Here is an 18,032-nt window from a genome sequence, read left to right as displayed (position 1 = left end):
ATCAATGCTGTACTCATTTATAAATCGAGTACCTTCTGCTTTTAAATGGGTTTATATTCACATACTTAAAAATCGTCAGAAAGATATCCTTGATCCACTCTGACGAAACATAGATTTTTTATACAAATAACATTCACTGAGAAGAGGACATTCGCATAACCGATAACGTTTTATTCATTACGTTCTTGTTCATATTCTAAAATTGCCTCTTTTGCAATACGAAAACTATCGACTGCCGCAGGTACACCACAGTAAATAGCAACTTGCAAAAGTACTTCACGAATTTGAGTTTTAGATAAACCATTTCTCAATGCACCTTTAACATGTAATTTTAATTCATGTGGACGATTAAGCGCAGAAATCATCGCAAGATTAATCAAACTACGTTCAGGCTTACTCAACACTTCACGCCCCCAAACTGCACCCCAGCAATATTCCGTAACCAGCTCTTGTAAAGGTAAATTAAAATCATCGGCATCGTTCATAGAGTGATTTACATAGGCCTCACCCAACACTTGTTTACGAATTGCGAGGCCTTTTTCAAATTTGTCATTGCTCATGTGCTTAATCCTCCAAATAAGGTGTATTTGATTTCAAGATAATCCTCAATTCCATATTTAGATCCCTCACGGCCTAAACCTGACTGCTTCATTCCGCCAAAAGGAGCAACTTCATTTGAGATGAGCCCCTTATTGATTCCAACCATGCCATATTCAAGCTGTTCACTCATGCGCCAAGCCCGTCCTAAATCTTTGGTATAGCAATATGCAGCTAAACCAAATTCCGTGGCATTTGCCATGTCTACGGCTTGTTGTTCGGTTTCAAATTTAAATACGGCGGCAAGAGGACCAAATGTTTCTTGTGTGGCAACATCCATGTCTGCATTGACATCAGCAATAATGGTGGGGTGATAAAACAATTCGCCTGCATGATGTCGTTTACCGCCTGTAACCAAACGTGCCGATTTGGCTAATGCATCTGCAACATGCGCTTCGACTTTTTTAACAGCATTGCTATTAATTAAGGGGCCAATTTCAATCCCTTGATCTAAACCATTGCCAATTTTTAAAGCGTTCACCTTCTCACTTAATGCGGCAATAAATTTGTGGTAAATCCCAGCTTGTACCAGAAAACGATTGACACAAACACAGGTTTGACCTGCATTACGATACTTTGCAATCAGTGCACCTTCGACCGCTGCATCTAAATCGGCATCATCAAAAACAATAAATGGCGCATTTCCCCCTAATTCAAGAGATACTTTCTTTAAGGTCTGTGCTGAACGTTGATAAAGCAGTTTTCCCACAGGGGTAGAACCAGTAAAAGTAAACTTACGCACCTCATGACTTTCAAAAATTGCATCGCCAATACTTACCGCATCACCAGTAATCACACTGAAAATATCAGCAGGCACTCCCGCCTGAACGGCCAAATCCACCAAAGCTAAAGCTGTAAATGGCGTTTCAGGTGCGGGCTTCACGATACACGGACAACCCGCTGCCAATGCTGGTGCAACTTTACGGGTAATCATTGCAGCTGGGAAATTCCAAGGCGTAATTGCTGCGACAACACCAATTGCTTGTTTCTGTACAACAATACGTGCATCGGTATAAGGACTTGGAATAACATCGCCATACACACGCTTCGCTTCTTCAGCAAACCACTCGACAAAACTGGCGGCATATAAAATTTCTCCTCTCGCCTCCGCTAAAGGTTTGCCTTGTTCACTGGTTAAAATAAATGCCAGCTCATCCGCCTTTTCAATCATCAATTCAAACCATTTTTTTAAAATGATTGAACGATCTTTTGCGGTCTTGTTTTTCCACGCTGCCCAACCTGTAACAGCAGCTTTAATCGCCCGTTCAGATTCTGCCTTGCCCATATTTGGCACGCTTCCAATTATTTCTTGTGTTGCTGGGTTATAAATATCAGCGCTTTGATGACTATCGGCATCACACCATTGACCAGCAACGAAAGCCTGTTGATGGAAAAGTGGCATTGCATTAAGTTGCATACAAATTATCCTTGTTAGACTCTGGTATGGGGAAATAGATCATCAAATCAGTCGATCAATGATCTATCTCTCATCATCCTGTATGATGGCATACCAAAAGAATCGTGAAAAAAATTTTCGGTTGCCCGAATGTGATTTGCTTTGTTTTAGAAATAATAGAATAAAGTCAAATTCAACAACTTATTCCATTTGTTATCATCACCCTGCGCCAGTGATGAAATATTACCGCCAATAAATGGATCATTTTTACTCACGATATATTCAGCAAGCAAAGAAAGCTGTTTATGATCAATGGAGACACCTAAAATATTACGCGTAGAATCTTGTGATCCTGACAGATCTTTGTTGTAACGGCTGTGCATAAAATAAGGGGTAATATTGCCAATCTGTTGAACATCTTTAAAGGTATATCCAAGGTCAGCGGTATAATAAGTTGCTTTATTGGCAACAGCATATTCACTGTCATACGATCCCATCAACGAGGTATCAGGGTGATTCAGATCTTTATTGCTGATGTCATTTTCACCTCCTGTTAATGTCAGCCCTAAAGCACCATAATTGAGTTTGCTAAATACTGACCACGCTTTACGACGACCTGTTTGATTGGTCTTTTTATTGTCAATTTCTGAGATCCAGTATGATGCACCGATCTGCGTATCCAACCCCTCAACAGCCAAAGGTATATCCTGCGTAATACGCCCAACCCACATATTTTTTTCCTGTAAATTGGTTTGTGACTCATCATCTGAACGCACATAATTCGCAGTATAACGCCCTGAATTAGGTGTATATGTTCCTGAATAATGACCACCATCTATAGTAAAATAACCTAAATCAAACTTGGTTGCTGTCGGCAATTCAGCATGATAATTCACACCAACATTATGCACATCTTCCAACCCAGCAGTGGTATTGATACTACCAAATAGACTATTGCCCCAGAAACGTCCTGGACCAAATGGAATCGGTTGCATCCCAACTACAAGCTGATCGGTTTTATTGAGACGGTATCCCACATAAGCATCAATCATGGTCGAAAAGTCACACAGCCGTTCATATTGATAACATCTATACTCAGCACGCCCAAACAGATCACCGCGCTCATAATCTAGTTTGAGTTGTGCTGCATCAAAACGAATTTTTTGATCATCTGCATTTTCACCATACTGCTTAAGTTGGTAATTACCTCGCACATAACCAGATACCGTGAGCTGACCAGTTTCACTATTACGATCACCAAAACTGATTCCTGCATAGCTTGGCGAAATAAAAGCAACGAGAATTGAAGCAACGATCAGTTGTAAATTATTTTTTTTCATTTTGCAGATTCCTTTCTAATCCCCCTTTAATCTTTCCAAGATTAAATAGGTAATACACAACAAAACTAACCACTAAACCTATCACCCATGACACATCAACATCTGGAATAACGTTGGCGAAAGGTCCTGTAAAAAATGCATTGGTCAGGAATGGGATTTGAATTGCAATCCCAATAAAATAGGCGGTCAAAGCTTTTGCATTAAACTTGCCGTAAATGCCACCATCTTGAGCAAAAATAGAGTGAATATCATAGGATTTCTTATTCACCACATAGAAATCCAACAAGTTAATCGATACCCACGGCACCAAGATAAATAGCAAGGCAAAAACCACATTGAGGAAGAAACTAATAAAGTTACTAGATGCCCAGAGCGCAGTAAATGTAGCGAGAACAAGTACCGCAATAGATAAAGCCACACGAATATTTTTACTTGGTATCCATTGACCGGCAAAGGTTTGAATCGATGTAATACAAGATAAGACCGCACCATATAAATTCATGGCATTGTGACCAATAATATTACAGAGGAATAAAATCATCAGTGCATAGCCAAACAATCCTGTCCCCGATTTGACCGCTTCCATTGCATCTGTAGTAGAACCGATACTGACTGCCACTGTGCCAAATACCATGGCAAAAATCGTTCCTAGAGATGCGCCCCAATAGGTAAAAATAAAAGGCTTAAAAATCCCAATACTTTTAGGTAAATATCTTGAATAGTCCGAGGTATAGGGTGAAAAACTAATTTGCCAAACGGCGCATAAACCAAACATGGCAAACCAGCCTTTCATATTAAAAGCACCTTTTGCCAAGACATCTGCATTGATATGTGGAAGCATAATCATCAGACCAATTAATAATGCGCCTCCCATAAACCACGTGCCAATCTTATTGAACTTATGAATAAGGTGATAACCCACTATACCAATCGTGGTTGCAGCAATTGCCCCAATCACCGTGGCCATCGGTACAGGTATTGCAGGTACAACGGTATGTAAAGTTTTGCCAGATAAAATAATATTTGAAATAAAGAACCCCAAATAAATCAGGGTGGTAAATAATACAACCAACAATGCACCATAACGCCCAAACTGTGCGCGGCTCTGAATCATTTGCGGAATACCCACTTGTGGTCCTTGAGCTGAAGTCAATGCCAAAATTGCGGCCCCAAAGAAATGCCCAGCACAAATTGCAATTAAAGCGCTGACCAAATTCAGATTAAACGTTAACATTGACATTGCACCGGTAATCACCGCTAAGGGTGCGATATTGGTACAAAACCACAAGGTAAAAAGATCCCGAACTTTTCCATGGCGTTCTGATGGATCGACATAGTCAATTGAATGGCTTTCTATCACAAAAGCATTTTTTTCATTTTGATTCATATCCTTAATCTCTCTTTGAGGAATTCATTTTCCTCAATATCAATTTATTTGTGAGCATAAACCTAGGTTTCACAACCTGCCTTGTCAGCACCATAGCGAGATGACCTGACCTTTATTGCTCTTATTCTGTACATTGATTTTCAGCAGTTTTAATCAATCATTAAAAAAAGATAAAAATGCTCCAGTTGAGGCTTTTTAAAAGCTCAACAAAAGGTATTTTTAAACCGCAAGTAAAATTTATGGAATTTCAGTGTTGTGCATATATTTTCATCCTTGAAGTTAAAATTTCTAAATCAGACCTTTTAAGATTTATCGCATCACAAAAGGATCATCAATAGGTTCATCTGAAGTACGTAACCAAACGGTTTTTGTCGTGGTGTAATCGAATACCGCCTCAAAACCACCTTCACGACCATGACCAGATAAACCATGACCACCAAAGGGTGCGAGTGGTGAAACTGCCCGATAGGTATTCAACCAAACAATGCCTGACCGAATCGCTTTGGTCATCCGATGAGCACGACTTAAGTTATGGGTAAATATCCCAGCGGCAAGTCCATACGTAGTATGATTGGCTGTTTGAATTGCTTCCGCTTCAGTGCGAAAACTAACCACCGACAATACAGGGCCAAACAATTCTGTCATGACACAATCGGCCTGCGGAGCATCACTACAATCTAGAATTGTAGGTGGATAGTAATATCCTGCACGATCAATGGCTTGTCCACCTGTGAGTAGTTGTGCACCCTGCTGAATTGAACTTGCCACCACTTGCTCAATCTTCTGGCGTTGACCTAAAGTACACAGTGGACCAAATTCCGTTGCCATATCATACGGCAAACCAATTTTGATCCGTTGAACCCGCTCAACCAAACGTTGAAGAAACTCATCTTTAATACTTTCTTCGATCAGTAAGCGTGAACCTGCAACACAACTTTGCCCCGTTGCGGCAAAAATCGCAGCGACTTGGGCATTTACAGCACTTTGTAAATCAGCATCTGCAAAAACAATAAATGGCGATTTTCCACCCAGTTCAAGCGATACTTTGGCAAGATTTTCAGCAGAATGACGTACGATGTGTCGTGCTGTTTCAGGTCCACCAGTGAATGCCACATGCGCAACGCCAGAATGACGCGTTAAAACCGCTCCACATTCAGTTGCAAAACCCGTAATCACATTCACGACACCTGCTGGAAAACCAGCGTCATGAACCAAGCGAGCAAATGCCAGTAATGGTGCAGGCCCTTGCTCTGAGGCTTTTAACACAACCGTACAGCCTGCCGCTAAAGCAGGACCGACTTTGACAGCGGATAAAAATAATTGACTGTTCCATGGCACAATCGCAGCGACTACACCCACAGGTTCACGAATAGTCCAAGCTTGCATGTCTTGCTTATCAATCGGTAAATAGCGACCTTCTAGCTTGTCTGCAATACCTGCGTAATAACGATAATACTCAGCCACATAAGCAATTTGGCTTGAGGTTTCACGAATGATTTTACCAGTGTCATACGTTTCATACTGTGCCAGTTGCGGTGCAGCTTTTTCTATTAAATCCGCAAGTTTATAAAGCAATTTTCCACGTTGCGAAGCGGTTAAACCTGACCATGCCGCGTTTTGTAAAGCCTGAGATGCCGCAGAAACCGCACGATTAACCTCAGCTGTTCGAGCTTCTGGCATTTTTGCCCAAACCAGCCCAGTTGCTGGATTGATACTGTCAAATTGCGCAGCACCATTCTCAAATTGACCATTAATATATAACTGAAATGGAGAAGCCATACTCTTCTCTCCTATGCAAATGCTGGCATCACTTCATTAATCATACGTTCTAATGAGGCTTTTTTACGTTCAAAGCTCATTCCTGTATCGATCCAGAAGGAATATTCGTTATACCCCATCGCCTCATAGACTTTCAGACGATCAATGACTTCCTGTGCCTGACCAATGACGTTATTTTTACGCATGGCTTCAGCTGTATAAAATGGATGTTGTGCGATTTCTTCTTGACTCAGTGGTGCAATAAGCCCTTGGGTAATTTCCCGCTCATTTTTAAACCACGCCCCAAAATAATTATAGAATGTATTCATTTCATCTGCTGCAAGCTGTGCATCTTGCTCACTGTCAGCAACGTAGGTATGCCGTAGTAACATAATTTCAGGACGAGCTACATCAGCAAACTTTTCACAAGCCGTATTGAAATGCCCCATCAACTTTTCGACTTCCTCATCACATAAGTGCAAAGGTGTAACCTGTACATTACAGCCATTTTGCACTGCAAACTCATGGCTATTGGGATCACGAGCAGCAACCCAAATCGATGGATGTGGCTGTTGTAAAGGTTGTGGTGAAGCGGTGGTTTTCGGGAACTGCCAAAACTCACCCTTATGCTCATAATCGCCTTTCCATAGGTTTTTAATTGCAGGAATCATTTCGCGTAACCGCTGACCTGCACTCCATGCATCCATCCCCGGTACCATACGCTCATATTCAAATGAATATGCGCCTCGCGCTATGCCAATATCTAAACGACCATTGCAAATGATGTCAGCCATGGCAGCTTCACCTGCCAACTTTATCGGATGCCAAAACGGTGCAACTACGGTACCTGTGCCTAAGCGAACATTCTGAGTCTTGTTGGCAAGGTCAACCAAATTAATAAATGGATTGGGTGCTATGGTAAAATTCATCGCATGATGTTCACCCATCCAAATCGCATGCATTCCACCCCGATCAGCAATCTGGCAAAGCTCAATCATTTCATCATAAAGTTGCTTATGTGTTTCTTGATCAGAAACACGTTCCATGTGTACAAATAATGAAAAACGCATAGTTAAACTTCCTCTTTAACAATTTGACGAACCGTCCCAGTGGTTTGATTCCCGTAATAAACCCCATAAGTTTTAAGATAATTTTCTTTGCGATAGCGCATTAACATACTTTCCAAAGCACTATCGACAAAAGTGAGTTGTTCAAGGTCATTTAAATCGACAAATTGACCTTTGTGGGCTTCAGGAATTGGGGTATTACATAAAAAAGCAATATATTGTTGTTGTGTGGTGATATCGTCGTAGACAGAATAAATAAAGCTTGGCGAAGCTTCAGGCTGGTAAACCGCAAAGATTTTCTCCAGTGCTTTTTCTGCACCGTCTTTATCTACAAGCAAATGTGGCAATGTCCATTTTTGCTCCGAGGTTTGCTCAAGCAAGATTTGGTTTTCATGACCGATTAATGCCATCATCATGACCTTTATGCTAGAGATCACATCCGTCGATGATTTAGCGGGGGTAAAATAAGCACCACGGTAATAACCCAGCCCGGCAAAACCAGTTGAAGTAAAACCTTCTACCTTACCGATCAATACAGCATGATCTCCTGCATCAACAACTTGGTAAGTGGTACAGTCAAACCATGCACTCACTTGGTCAATAATCGGATTTTGGCAATTACTTTTGCGCCAATCCAAATTTGCAAAACGATCATCACTTGGTCGAGCAAAGGTATTGGAAATATCTTTTTGTTCTTCTGCCAAAATATTGATGGCAAAATGTGTTGCCTGTGCAAAATAATCATAATTGCTCGATGTCTTGGCAATGCTAACCAAAAGCAAAGCTGGGTCCAAAGACACCGAAGCAAAAGAGTTCGCTGTAAAGCCTAATGGTGTTCCATCGTCCTTACAGGTGGTTACTATGGTCACGCCTGTCATAAATGATCCAAAAGCATCACGTAGTTCCCGTATTTTATTTATTGTATCCATTTCACTCATTGCTATATTCCTTTATCAAGCAATTTAGACGCTGGTTTCCAACCATGCTTGCATTGCATTATTCACTTTATCTGGTGCAGTTAAATTCACCATATGTCTTTCATTTTCAATCACAATAGCCTTGGCATTTTGAGCTTGGCTGGCCATTTGTATTGCCATTTCTGCTGTAGAGTTAGGATCACCAGTCCCCGTGAGAATCAAAGCTGGACAGGTGATTTTTGACCAGGCATTGGCATAAATTGAATCACCTCGAGCAAAGGCTGAATAAGCAGTTGCATAGCCTGACAGATCGACCGCCTTTAACCAAGATTTCACTTTTAATGCAGCTTGGCGCTCTGCCTCACTGTCACCAAACCAACGTTGTAGTGGTGTTTCTATATCAAGCTGACCTGCTTTTATCGCTTCAGCGCGGTGAAGCACTGCATTCTTGGCTTTTTCTGAACGTTTATAAACACCATTCAATACCGCCATACGTTTCACCAAATTTGGACAAGTTGCACTTACACCTGTTGTAATCAGCGAACCCATTGAATGCCCAGCCAAATTGACAGCTCCAATATTCAGTTTTGTCAGAAACTCAATCATCCAATCCACAAAGGCCTGTAACGATGCATCATGGGCTAACGGTGTACTTTTCCCATGCCCGGGCATATCCACTGAGATCACGCGATAAGCTTTTGAGAAGAACTCAATTTGCGGATACCATGCCTCGGCTTGCATTCCAACACCATGAATCAGAACTAAAGGTTCTCCTTGACCCTGCTCAAAATAGTGAGCAAGGCGATTATTTGACAGCTGCAGGGTTTTTGAGATCATGACCTAACTCTTCCAAATCTTGATAACGATCCCCAATACGATGATGTGGACGACCACCTGTTGCAGCACCAATCACAATGACTAACTCATCAGCAGCTGGCGCATCTGGAATAGCAAACTGTAAGGTTAAATAATGAGAACGGCGCCCTTCATCATTTTTATCCATCATTGGAATTAAAATCGGTGCATTTGCAGGGCCACGAGTGTTGTTAAATGCAAGATATGATTTTGCCCCGACCGCACTACGATAAGTATTTCCAAAATGTAGGGTATGAATTAGGGCTGATGCATGTTCAAGCTCACCGTTTAAACCCACCACTGCACTCTTACCAAATGCTTGTACTGCTTCACCAGAACCGACTTCATCCAAAATAAGCTTGGTTAAATGCTCACTCAGTACTGGTGCAATACGACGAATTTCTGGGGAAAGATTTTCAACATAACCTTGCCCTGCCCACGGGTTTTGAATCACAGCTGCTGCTGCAACCATTTTTAAGGGTATAGGTGCATCCTTAACACCATCGATATATGTGGTTTCGACATGAAGCACCGTTTTACGTATCAGATTCATTTTTCTTCCTTGCTGGTTAATTAATTTTGTAGTCCGTATTATGGTATACCATAATACATAATGCAAAAAATGCAATAGTTTGCTATGCTATTTTTAAGCAAGGAACTTGTAACGAAATTGTGTATTCGCAAAATCAGGAATGATTAAACCTCTATGAATCTTAAAATTGAAAATCCACCCGTGACCTTGCGTGAGCTATGTTTAGACAAAGTTCGCAATGCCATCATTACTGGCTATTTTCCTTCTGGAAAAAGACTGGTTGAAAGAAGCTTATGTGAAGAACTGGGTGTGAGTCGCTCTGTTGTACGGGAGGTCATTCGTTATTTAGAAGCTGAAGGCTTGGTTGAGATTTTGCCAAATAAAGGGCCAATTGTTTCTTTGCTGAACTGGGAAATTGCATCACAGATTTATGAAATTCGACTATTGCTTGAACAAAGTGCGGTTGCTGATTGCACTCGGAATCTCACCTCTCAAACCACCGAAACTTTAAAAGCTTTAGTGATAGAGCTTGAACACGCTTTTGCTATAGACGACATTAATTTGATTATTTCAGTCTCATCAAAACTCTATGAAACGATTTTTACCACAGCAAAACATCATATCGCCTTGGAAGTGGTACAACGCTTAAATGGTCGTATTAGTCGACTTCGCGCAATGACAATGAATTCAACTAAACGCGAAGTTTCAGGTTTTCAACGAATCAAAAATATATGCGAAGCAATTTATTTAGACCAAGATGCTGAAAAAGCCAAACAAGCTGTTGCTGCCCATATTGCTGAAGCTGCTTCGATTGCAAAGAATATTTTAAATACATAAAGGTTTAAGAAATTAAAGGATTAAAGCCATGTCTGCATACTGGATTGCGCACGTAACGATTCATAATTTAGAACAATATAAACAATACATGGCTTTAGCCCCCTTAGCGTTTGAAAAATATAATGCAAAATTTCTTGCAAGAGGTGGAAATTCTATTTGCATGGAAGGAAAATCTTATGAACGCCATGTCATTATTGAATTTGCTGATTTAGAAACAGCACAAGCTTGTTATCATTCAGAAGAATACGCTAAAGCAAGGTTTGCTCGTCAAGATTGTGCCGATGTCATGATTAGTATTGTTGAAAGTTTAAACTTGCTGGATTTATAAAGACCAAAAATGAATGTATTAGAACTAATAAAATACTTTTCATCACAATTTAGTTAAACCCACACTCTTCACCATTAAACTGAATTTTAAAACGGTTCTTTAAATCAAAGAACCGTTTTGTAATACAGAACCCTTAGAACTTAAAGCTATAATCTATATTTAAACGAGTTTCATTGGCTGAATGAAAGACCATATTGGTTGGCATATCATTTCGGTAATAAGAAAAACGTGCTCGCATGCCTAAACCTTTTAACTTCCCTTCTGGGATTTTATAAGCTAAATCTAGCTCCATCGATTCTTCTTTAAAACGTTTATCGCCATAACTAAGTAAATCAATATCTTGCCCTTTGGCATAGCGGGTCATAAAACGCAGTCCATTGAGAGAAATATCAGCTAATTTTACATTTTTAAAATCATATTCATAACGCAGTGAATAGACTTTCTCGTCTTTATTGGAATAATCCGAGCTCATAAAATCAAGCACCACTGGACTTTCTGTTCCCGATAAAAATGGTAAGCCTGTCGAACCAAAGGCCTGCATATAACCCAAAGACAGGGTATGGTTTTGATAATTTAAGCCAAATAATCCACTTAAATGCTGATTATCTACATGACCGATTTTTTGTCTACCTGCCTCCTGACTATTGAAAAATCGTACATCACTTAAAAAAGTTAACTGTTCATTTAAAGGCTGTTTACCATTGAAACCTAAAAATTGCTGTTGGTAGATATCATGCAGTTCAGCATGATAAGCACGGATTCGATATGCATCATTGAGTTGATAAGCGCCACCAAAACTATAGAAGTAATCTGTTGTTGCTGATTGATCAAAACGGCGATTGATATTGTCCGTACCGACATCACTATAATGAATCGAATCACGCTGTCGCACTTGGTCTACGTAAAAACCTTCCAATTGTAACTTTGGAATTTCATTGGAAACAAACCGAGCACCTCGATAAGTTTGAGGGAACAAACGCGCAGGTGAAGAAAAAATCGTGGGCAATCGTGGAACCAAATCTCCCACAAAAAGCTCATTTTTCTTAAATTTTGCTTTGCCAGTCAGCCCTATTTTCCCATAATAATCATCTCGTGAATTATCTGCATTTACAGGTAATAAGTTACTCCGTGCATAGTCATCGGCTCGATCTCCAATTAAGTTAAATCCAGCCATTGCCAATACATCAACACCAAAACCAACTGTTCCATCGGTATAGCCCGATTGACCATTAAAGATAATACCTTGTGCCCAATCGCGCGCAGCAGTATAAGGATATGGATCTTGTTTATAGTCTCGGTCAAAGTAAAAATTTCTAAGCGTTAGCTCTGCACTACTGTCTGTCACTAAATCGGCATGCGCCAGGGCACTAAATAATGGGCAAAAGTATACCCACACCCACAAGGATGTTTTTTTCATTTTTTTATCTCAACTATTCAATTTTTAGAGGATTAAGTTGTTGTTTTAAGCGTATAGGCTGCTTCATTTTTATGTCGATAAAATGCATTACCCAACATTAAAATAAGCACAATTGCCAAAATAAATACCACCCCGTAATATGCATAAAGTGTGGCTGGCGCTAAACCTTTATCTAAAAAAACGCCTGCAATTGTTGGCGATAAAATGGCACCAATACGTCCAAAACCGATGGCATAGCCTACGCCACGGCTACGAATATCGGCGTCGTAAATTGTAGGTGAAATAGAATATAAACCTGCAATACAGCCATTAATCAGCGTTCCAAGTAATAGGCCAACAATCAATGCCACGCTCACTTGGGCCGAGACAGCCACGAATAAAAACACACATGCGGCAGTTAGTCCTAGAAATAGACTTAAGGCATAGAAGATTTTGATACGGGATGCTAGCAAACCAATAATTGCTGCACCAAAGATCCCGCCAATACTAATTAAAATACCTGTGGTAACCCCTTGTTCAGCCGACATTCCCATTGAAATTAAAATTTTCGGTGTCCAACTCATTACAAAATAGAAGCCAAACATTACGAGAAAGAAAGCACCCCATAGACACAATGTTTGAAAGCCCTGCTGCCCACCAAATAATTTGGCAAAATCTCCGCCACCCTTTGCATCACTTTTTGCATAATCAGGTAAGGCATCTAGATGATTTAAGTCCATACGCTGTAATACTGAGTTCATTCGCGCTAGCGCTTGTTGTGGTCTTTTTGCCAACAAATAATCTAAGGACTCAGGCAATAACCATATACTCACCAACAGCATTGCAATGGTTGTGATCCCACCTGCAAGGAAAATCGAGCGCCAGCCTAAATGTTCAATCAGTGTCAGTGACAATATCCCACCAAGTGTGGCACCAATCCCATATCCTGTAGACATTAAACTTACCGCAAAACTTCTCCAGCGCGTATTGGCATATTCACTGGCCAAAACATTGCTACTGGCAAGAATACCGCCAACCCCAATCCCTGTGACAAAACGAAGCATGGCCAACATGCTATGACTATTGACAAAAGCACATGCCAGCATGCTGATTCCAGCAATCACCAAACAAATTAAGATCAGTAAACGGCGACCAATTTTATCGGCAAGTGGTGCCAGAAAAATCGAACCAGCAGCCATACCAAATAGACCAGCACTTAATAACAAACCGATTTGAGCACCAGAAAGCGACCAATCCGCTGAAACTGAAGGTGCAGTAAATGCCATGACCATGACATCAAAACCATCAATAATATTGAGGAAAACACAAATCAAAATCACAAACCATTGATAGCGGCTCATCTTATTTTGACTTATCTCACCAAGCACATCTCTTTCCATTTGTGTATCTCCCAATCTGGATAGGATATACACACGACATTGCTGTGCTGCGTCGTTGGGTGGTTATGCATATCCGTATCCATAATTACCTAGAGGAATAATTTAATTTTTAAAACTCGTTTTTGAACAAGAATATTTTTTTGGAGCGTCCTGCTCTATTTCATCTTGATTAATTGGATCCAAAAAATCAATAGTATTATTAAAAAATATTTACAAAGTTAGATTAAAACCTATAAAACACATGATTTAACTCAATATATTTAAATTAAAAGAATTAAAAACGAATATACATATTTGAAAATTACACTAAAATGGATCCATTTGGTTCATTTAACCTCTTCTAAGTCAGTGACCTTATTCAGGATATTAAAAAAGCCCACCCCCTTATTTTTAAATATTCCAGTTTTCGCAACGTGATAGGTATTCAACAAAAATACAAATTGGATCCAGAATATAAATAAAAGCACAAATAACCACATAAATATCGTAGAGATATTTTTTAAATAAAAACAGTAAAATACCGATAAACACAAAACAAACGAGCCTAAATCAAAGACTTCAATGATCAAAAATGATCATTTTATCGATTGACCGTTTACTTGCGTTGATATAAATTGGATCCAACAAGTGATAAGGAGTCATCACAAATGTTTATAAAAAATGCATGGTATGTTGCTTGCTATCCTGAAGATATCCAAGACAAGCCGCTTGGTCGCACCATCTGTGGTGAAAAAATTGTTTTCTATCGCGGCAAAGAAAATAAAGTCGCTGCTGTTGAAGATTTTTGTCCACATCGTGGCGCCCCATTATCATTAGGCTATGTAGAAGATGGCAATTTAGTTTGTGGTTATCATGGTTTAGTCATGGGATGCGAGGGAAAAACCATTTCTATGCCAGCTCAACGTGTAAACGGTTTCCCCTGCAATAAAGCCTATGCAGCCATAGAAAAGTTTGGCTTTATTTGGGTTTGGCCTGGAGATCAAACTTTGGCTGATGAGTCCAAACTCCCAACACTAGAATGGGCAGATCATCCTGAGTGGAGCTATGGCGGTGGTTTATTCCATATCCATTGTGATTATCGTTTGATGGTTGACAACCTTATGGATTTGACCCATGAAACCTATGTCCATTCGAGCAGTATTGGGCAAAAAGAAATTGATGAAGCCCTTCCTGTCACCAAGGTCGATAGTGACCATGTCATTACTGAACGTTATATCGAAAATGTCATCGCTCCCCCATTTTGGCAAATGGCACTTCGTTGTAATAACTTAGCAGATGATGTTGCCGTAGATCGTTGGCAACGCTGCCACTTCGTTGCACCAAGTAATGTACATATTGAAGTGGGTGTCGCTCATGCTGGTCATGGCGGATATCATGCCCCTAAAGATAAAAAAGTGTCATCGATCGTGGTTGATTTTATTAGCCCTGAAACAGAAACCTCACATTGGTATTTTTGGGGAATGGCACGTAATTTCCAACAAGATAACCCGACCCTCACTGATCTCATCCGCGAAGGTCAAGGCAAAATCTTTACCGAAGATTTAGAAATGCTGGAACAACAGCAACAAAATATTTTACGAAATCCCCATCGCCAGTTACTGATGCTAAATATCGATGCTGGTGGCGTACAGTCACGTAAAGTGATTGAGCGATTACTGGCACAAGAAAGTACGCTCACGCCTGAAACAACAAAACATAAGTTTCCAAATATTCGGGTGATTTAAAGGAGAATACACATGGACGTTATTATTGGTAAAATTCACCAGCTTACTCCATCAATTCGAGCCTTTGAATTGATTTCAAGCAATGGTTCTGCCCTTCCAAGCTTTGAGGCAGGCGCGCATATTGATGTACATCTCAAAAATGGCTTAACACGCCAATACTCACTTTCAAACTGTTGTAGTGAAAAACATCGTTATGTGATTGGTGTTTTGCATGATGAGCATTCCAGAGGGGGTTCTCGTTGCATGCATACCGAGTACCGTGAAGGTGATCAATTACGTATTGGCGCACCACGTAACTTATTTGAAATTCATCCTCATACCCAAAAGGCAATCTTATTTGCAGGCGGTATCGGCATTACCCCGATTCTTTCAATGGCATATCGACTTAAAGCTCAGCGGATCCCATTTGAGCTGCATTATTTTGTACGTAGTCATGAAATGATTGCTTTCTATGGAAATTTAACCGAACACTTTACAGGTCAGATTCATTTTCATATTCAAGATCAACCAGAAACTCAATGTGATATGTCGTCCGTCTTGGAGCAGAACGCATCCGATAGACATTTATATGTTTGTGGGCCAGCAGGTTTTATGGCATTTGTGATGGAGTCAGCTCAACACATGGGCTGGCAGACAGAGCAGCTACATCAAGAACACTTTGTCGCACAAAAGTCAGGGGCATCTAACAATGCGGCTTTTACCATTGAAATCAAAGGCAGTGACCGTCGAATCGAAGTACAGCCTCATCAAACAGCAACCCAAGCCTTAATTGAAAATGGTTTTGATGTCCCTGTTTCTTGTGAACAAGGTATTTGCGGAACCTGTATCACGCGTGTGCTTGCAGGAATTCCAGATCACCGTGATGTATTTATGACTGACGAAGAACATGCATTAAATAACCAGTTTACCCCCTGCTGTTCTCGAGCAAAATCTACAAATTTGCTGATTGAATTCTAATGAAAAACAGCCCTTTGATTCGATTAAAAGAGCTGCTTAGGGTCTGTTGATATTTCTTTTCGGTTTTATTGAGACAACACGTTTCTTAAGGTCTCGCCCAAAACCACAACACTACTATGTTCCCGCATCAATGTTTCAGCACGCCCAGCTTGTCTATGCATTAAAGCATCGTAAATTGAACAGTGTTGTAGATGGGCATAATGTAAGCGACGATATTCTGAAAGTGCTTGAGTTTGGTCATAGGTAATGGCTTGGGCCGAGGCCATGGGCAATTGATTGTTTTTGGCTAAGGCTTGGATCAATGCAACATTTTGCGCGCCTTGAATAATGGTATCGTGAAAAATCACATTAAAGTGATGATAACGTTCCAGCTCATGATCACCAAACTCAGTTTTTCCATCAAAAAGTTTTTCAGTTTCGACAATGCAATTTTGTAGTGTTTTTTTCTGTTCTTCCGTCAAACCTTGTTCTGCAATGGTTTTAGCAGCCAGTCCTTCAAGGATGCCACGCACTTCAAGTGCATCATTGATCAATTTTTCTGAAATTTCTCGAACCGTATAACCTCGAGTCGGATTTTTAATCAGCAAGCCTTCTTGCTCAAGCAAACGAAATGCTATACGCACAGGCTGTCTGGACACCCCAAGCAACTCAGCCGTTGGGATCTCTGCCACTCTGGCACCGCCCTCTAGCTCCCCAGCAATAATCATTTTTCTAAGTTTAATTAAAACTTGTTGACCTGAAGACATTCACTGTCACACGCTATCAAAAATACCCTTTGATGCTAACAAGTTCATCTATAAAATGAAAACAAATTTTCGATTTGAATCTATTTGGTTTGAAGCTTCAAAAAAGCCTGATCAATTTTTGGCATTTGATGTCCACAAATATGTCCATTCTTTATCTCACAGCCACTAGATGAGGCCAAAAGTCTACTTATTTGATCATGCTGATATCCTGCTTTAAGGAAGACATTCTGGGCGTGGATGATTATAGTCTTCCAGATCACAAGCATCTGGATGTCGTGCATTCAGCTTACAATATTGGTAATTCGTGCTTGTTTTGCAATATTCACTATTTAATCTCCTGTGAATATCAGGAGTGGGTATTTCTGCCCCAGAAGCGCAAACGGGTAAAACTCTATCTTTTTCGTATTTACATAATGGATATTCGTCCTTGTCACGAAAGCCCGCATGTACCATGCAAAGCGAAATTGATACCTGCGCATTCCTATCAAGTTGCTGATATGCGCGACTCTTCCCAGAGGGTTCAGGCATACCACACTCAAGTAGCTTTTTCTTAACATCAACAATACTACTGTTTGGAGCAATCCATTCTAAAAAATCAGGTGGTGGTGGTTGAAACATCTTTTCAGAACATCCAGATGTTAATAGGCCAATCGAGGCTAGAAAAAATAGATTTCTCATTAAGCTGTCCTTCCTTTAATTTTAATTATCCCTGTCTTCCCCCATCCGTACTAAACCACGTAATTATAAGAAAGTGTTAAGTCTCCTAACTATTTTAATTTTAATCGCCAATATTCA

At 40.2% G+C, this 18,032-nt stretch carries 17 protein-coding genes; 4 read left to right on the top strand and 13 right to left on the bottom strand.

Going from position 1 to position 18,032, the window contains the following annotated elements; all coding sequences use genetic code 11:
* Positions 1-170: 170 nt before the first annotated feature.
* The 9 genes from ACQ7EO_RS04915 to ACQ7EO_RS04875 all read right to left on the bottom strand — a co-directional run bounded on the left by ACQ7EO_RS04915 (position 171) and on the right by ACQ7EO_RS04875 (position 9,870).
* On the bottom strand, positions 171-560 hold the full coding sequence (locus ACQ7EO_RS04915; protein ID WP_434279032.1) for a carboxymuconolactone decarboxylase family protein: 390 nt from the start codon (positions 558-560) through the stop codon (positions 171-173).
* Positions 557-2,014 carry an NAD-dependent succinate-semialdehyde dehydrogenase gene (locus ACQ7EO_RS04910; protein ID WP_434279031.1) on the bottom strand — a complete coding sequence of 486 codons (1,458 nt, stop codon included), beginning with the start codon at positions 2,012-2,014 and terminating at the stop codon, positions 557-559. Before ACQ7EO_RS04910 ends, ACQ7EO_RS04915 begins: the two co-directional genes overlap by 4 nt.
* 146 nt (positions 2,015-2,160) lie before the next feature.
* Positions 2,161-3,333 (bottom strand): hypothetical protein, encoded by a 1,173-nt coding sequence (locus ACQ7EO_RS04905; protein WP_434279030.1) that lies wholly within the window; start codon positions 3,331-3,333, stop codon positions 2,161-2,163.
* Positions 3,320-4,720, bottom strand: a complete 1,401-nt coding sequence (locus ACQ7EO_RS04900; protein WP_434279029.1) for a purine-cytosine permease family protein — start codon at positions 4,718-4,720, stop codon at positions 3,320-3,322. Before ACQ7EO_RS04900 ends, ACQ7EO_RS04905 begins: the two co-directional genes overlap by 14 nt.
* A gap of 309 nt (positions 4,721-5,029) precedes the next feature.
* Positions 5,030-6,499 (bottom strand): (Z)-2-((N-methylformamido)methylene)-5-hydroxybutyrolactone dehydrogenase, encoded by a 1,470-nt coding sequence (gene tgnC, locus ACQ7EO_RS04895; RefSeq protein ID WP_434279028.1) that lies wholly within the window; start codon positions 6,497-6,499, stop codon positions 5,030-5,032.
* A gap of 11 nt (positions 6,500-6,510) precedes the next feature.
* Positions 6,511-7,548 carry a flavin-dependent trigonelline monooxygenase oxygenase component gene (gene tgnB, locus ACQ7EO_RS04890; RefSeq protein ID WP_434279027.1) on the bottom strand — a complete coding sequence of 346 codons (1,038 nt, stop codon included), beginning with the start codon at positions 7,546-7,548 and terminating at the stop codon, positions 6,511-6,513.
* A 2-nt stretch (positions 7,549-7,550) separates the two neighbouring features.
* Positions 7,551-8,483 carry a flavin-dependent trigonelline monooxygenase reductase component gene (gene tgnA, locus ACQ7EO_RS04885; protein WP_434279026.1) on the bottom strand — a complete coding sequence of 311 codons (933 nt, stop codon included), beginning with the start codon at positions 8,481-8,483 and terminating at the stop codon, positions 7,551-7,553.
* A gap of 24 nt (positions 8,484-8,507) precedes the next feature.
* Positions 8,508-9,299, bottom strand: a complete 792-nt coding sequence (locus ACQ7EO_RS04880; RefSeq protein ID WP_434279025.1) for an alpha/beta fold hydrolase — start codon at positions 9,297-9,299, stop codon at positions 8,508-8,510.
* Positions 9,268-9,870 carry an amino acid synthesis family protein gene (locus tag ACQ7EO_RS04875; RefSeq protein ID WP_434279024.1) on the bottom strand — a complete coding sequence of 201 codons (603 nt, stop codon included), beginning with the start codon at positions 9,868-9,870 and terminating at the stop codon, positions 9,268-9,270. Before ACQ7EO_RS04875 ends, ACQ7EO_RS04880 begins: the two co-directional genes overlap by 32 nt.
* Positions 9,871-10,023: 153 nt before the next feature.
* Here ACQ7EO_RS04875 and ACQ7EO_RS04870 point away from each other — a divergent pair, with 153 nt between their 5' ends.
* On the top strand, positions 10,024-10,686 hold the full coding sequence (locus ACQ7EO_RS04870; protein ID WP_434279023.1) for a GntR family transcriptional regulator: 663 nt from the start codon (positions 10,024-10,026) through the stop codon (positions 10,684-10,686).
* A gap of 28 nt (positions 10,687-10,714) precedes the next feature.
* The gene (locus ACQ7EO_RS04865) at positions 10,715-11,014 is read left to right on the top strand and encodes a DUF1330 domain-containing protein (RefSeq protein WP_434279022.1); all 300 of its coding nucleotides are present in this window, start codon (positions 10,715-10,717) and stop codon (positions 11,012-11,014) included.
* Positions 11,015-11,147: 133 nt separating this feature from the next.
* Here ACQ7EO_RS04865 and ACQ7EO_RS04860 read toward each other — a convergent pair whose 3' ends face one another.
* Both ACQ7EO_RS04860 and ACQ7EO_RS04855 read right to left on the bottom strand, forming a co-directional pair.
* Entirely contained in the window at positions 11,148-12,431 is a 1,284-nt protein-coding gene (locus ACQ7EO_RS04860; protein WP_434279021.1) for an OprD family outer membrane porin, read from the bottom strand.
* 32 nt (positions 12,432-12,463) lie between these two features.
* Positions 12,464-13,810, bottom strand: a complete 1,347-nt coding sequence (locus ACQ7EO_RS04855; RefSeq protein WP_434279020.1) for an MFS transporter — start codon at positions 13,808-13,810, stop codon at positions 12,464-12,466.
* Between the two features lie 647 nt (positions 13,811-14,457).
* Here ACQ7EO_RS04855 and ACQ7EO_RS04850 point away from each other — a divergent pair.
* Together ACQ7EO_RS04850 and ACQ7EO_RS04845 are read left to right on the top strand one after the other, a co-directional pair.
* Positions 14,458-15,534: a Rieske 2Fe-2S domain-containing protein gene (locus ACQ7EO_RS04850; protein ID WP_434279019.1), complete on the top strand. Its 1,077-nt coding sequence runs from the start codon at positions 14,458-14,460 to the stop codon at positions 15,532-15,534.
* A gap of 12 nt (positions 15,535-15,546) precedes the next feature.
* Positions 15,547-16,491, top strand: coding sequence for a PDR/VanB family oxidoreductase (locus ACQ7EO_RS04845; protein WP_434279018.1), 945 nt, complete (start codon positions 15,547-15,549; stop codon positions 16,489-16,491).
* Between the two features lie 65 nt (positions 16,492-16,556).
* On the opposite strand, the gene ACQ7EO_RS04840 is transcribed toward ACQ7EO_RS04845, so the two are convergent.
* Both ACQ7EO_RS04840 and ACQ7EO_RS04835 read right to left on the bottom strand, forming a co-directional pair.
* Positions 16,557-17,237, bottom strand: coding sequence for a GntR family transcriptional regulator (locus tag ACQ7EO_RS04840; RefSeq protein WP_434279017.1), 681 nt, complete (start codon positions 17,235-17,237; stop codon positions 16,557-16,559).
* Positions 17,238-17,450: 213 nt separating this feature from the next.
* A complete protein-coding gene (locus tag ACQ7EO_RS04835; RefSeq protein ID WP_434279016.1) occupies positions 17,451-17,915 on the bottom strand; it encodes a hypothetical protein in 465 nt (154 codons plus the stop codon).
* Between the last annotated feature and the right edge of the window lie 117 nt (positions 17,916-18,032).

The organism is Acinetobacter sp. CE-15 (assembly GCF_051059255.1).
GTDB classification, from domain to species: Bacteria; Pseudomonadota; Gammaproteobacteria; order Pseudomonadales; family Moraxellaceae; genus Acinetobacter; species Acinetobacter guillouiae.
The sequence above is the reverse complement of the archived record's forward strand: the minus strand, read 5'-3'. Positions and strand labels throughout refer to the sequence as shown.

What these genes read in the sequence shown, in the direction of transcription:
- ACQ7EO_RS04910 (WP_434279031.1), bottom strand. Translation starts at nt 2,014, where the DNA reads ATGCAACTTAATGCAATGCCACTTTTCCATCAACAGGCTTTCGTTGCT.
- ACQ7EO_RS04900 (WP_434279029.1), bottom strand. Translation starts at nt 4,720, where the DNA reads ATGAATCAAAATGAAAAAAATGCTTTTGTGATAGAAAGCCATTCAATT.
- ACQ7EO_RS04860 (WP_434279021.1), bottom strand. Translation starts at nt 12,431, where the DNA reads ATGAAAAAAACATCCTTGTGGGTGTGGGTATACTTTTGCCCATTATTT.
- ACQ7EO_RS04870 (WP_434279023.1), top strand. Translation starts at nt 10,024, where the DNA reads ATGAATCTTAAAATTGAAAATCCACCCGTGACCTTGCGTGAGCTATGT.
- ACQ7EO_RS04880 (WP_434279025.1), bottom strand. Translation starts at nt 9,299, where the DNA reads ATGATCTCAAAAACCCTGCAGCTGTCAAATAATCGCCTTGCTCACTAT.
- ACQ7EO_RS04835 (WP_434279016.1), bottom strand. Translation starts at nt 17,915, where the DNA reads ATGAGAAATCTATTTTTTCTAGCCTCGATTGGCCTATTAACATCTGGA.
- ACQ7EO_RS04915 (WP_434279032.1), bottom strand. Translation starts at nt 560, where the DNA reads ATGAGCAATGACAAATTTGAAAAAGGCCTCGCAATTCGTAAACAAGTG.
- tgnC (WP_434279028.1), bottom strand. Translation starts at nt 6,499, where the DNA reads ATGGCTTCTCCATTTCAGTTATATATTAATGGTCAATTTGAGAATGGT.
- ACQ7EO_RS04875 (WP_434279024.1), bottom strand. Translation starts at nt 9,870, where the DNA reads ATGAATCTGATACGTAAAACGGTGCTTCATGTCGAAACCACATATATC.
- ACQ7EO_RS04855 (WP_434279020.1), bottom strand. Translation starts at nt 13,810, where the DNA reads ATGGAAAGAGATGTGCTTGGTGAGATAAGTCAAAATAAGATGAGCCGC.
- ACQ7EO_RS04845 (WP_434279018.1), top strand. Translation starts at nt 15,547, where the DNA reads ATGGACGTTATTATTGGTAAAATTCACCAGCTTACTCCATCAATTCGA.
- ACQ7EO_RS04865 (WP_434279022.1), top strand. Translation starts at nt 10,715, where the DNA reads ATGTCTGCATACTGGATTGCGCACGTAACGATTCATAATTTAGAACAA.
- ACQ7EO_RS04850 (WP_434279019.1), top strand. Translation starts at nt 14,458, where the DNA reads ATGTTTATAAAAAATGCATGGTATGTTGCTTGCTATCCTGAAGATATC.
- tgnB (WP_434279027.1), bottom strand. Translation starts at nt 7,548, where the DNA reads ATGCGTTTTTCATTATTTGTACACATGGAACGTGTTTCTGATCAAGAA.
- ACQ7EO_RS04905 (WP_434279030.1), bottom strand. Translation starts at nt 3,333, where the DNA reads ATGAAAAAAAATAATTTACAACTGATCGTTGCTTCAATTCTCGTTGCT.
- ACQ7EO_RS04840 (WP_434279017.1), bottom strand. Translation starts at nt 17,237, where the DNA reads ATGTCTTCAGGTCAACAAGTTTTAATTAAACTTAGAAAAATGATTATT.
- tgnA (WP_434279026.1), bottom strand. Translation starts at nt 8,483, where the DNA reads ATGAGTGAAATGGATACAATAAATAAAATACGGGAACTACGTGATGCT.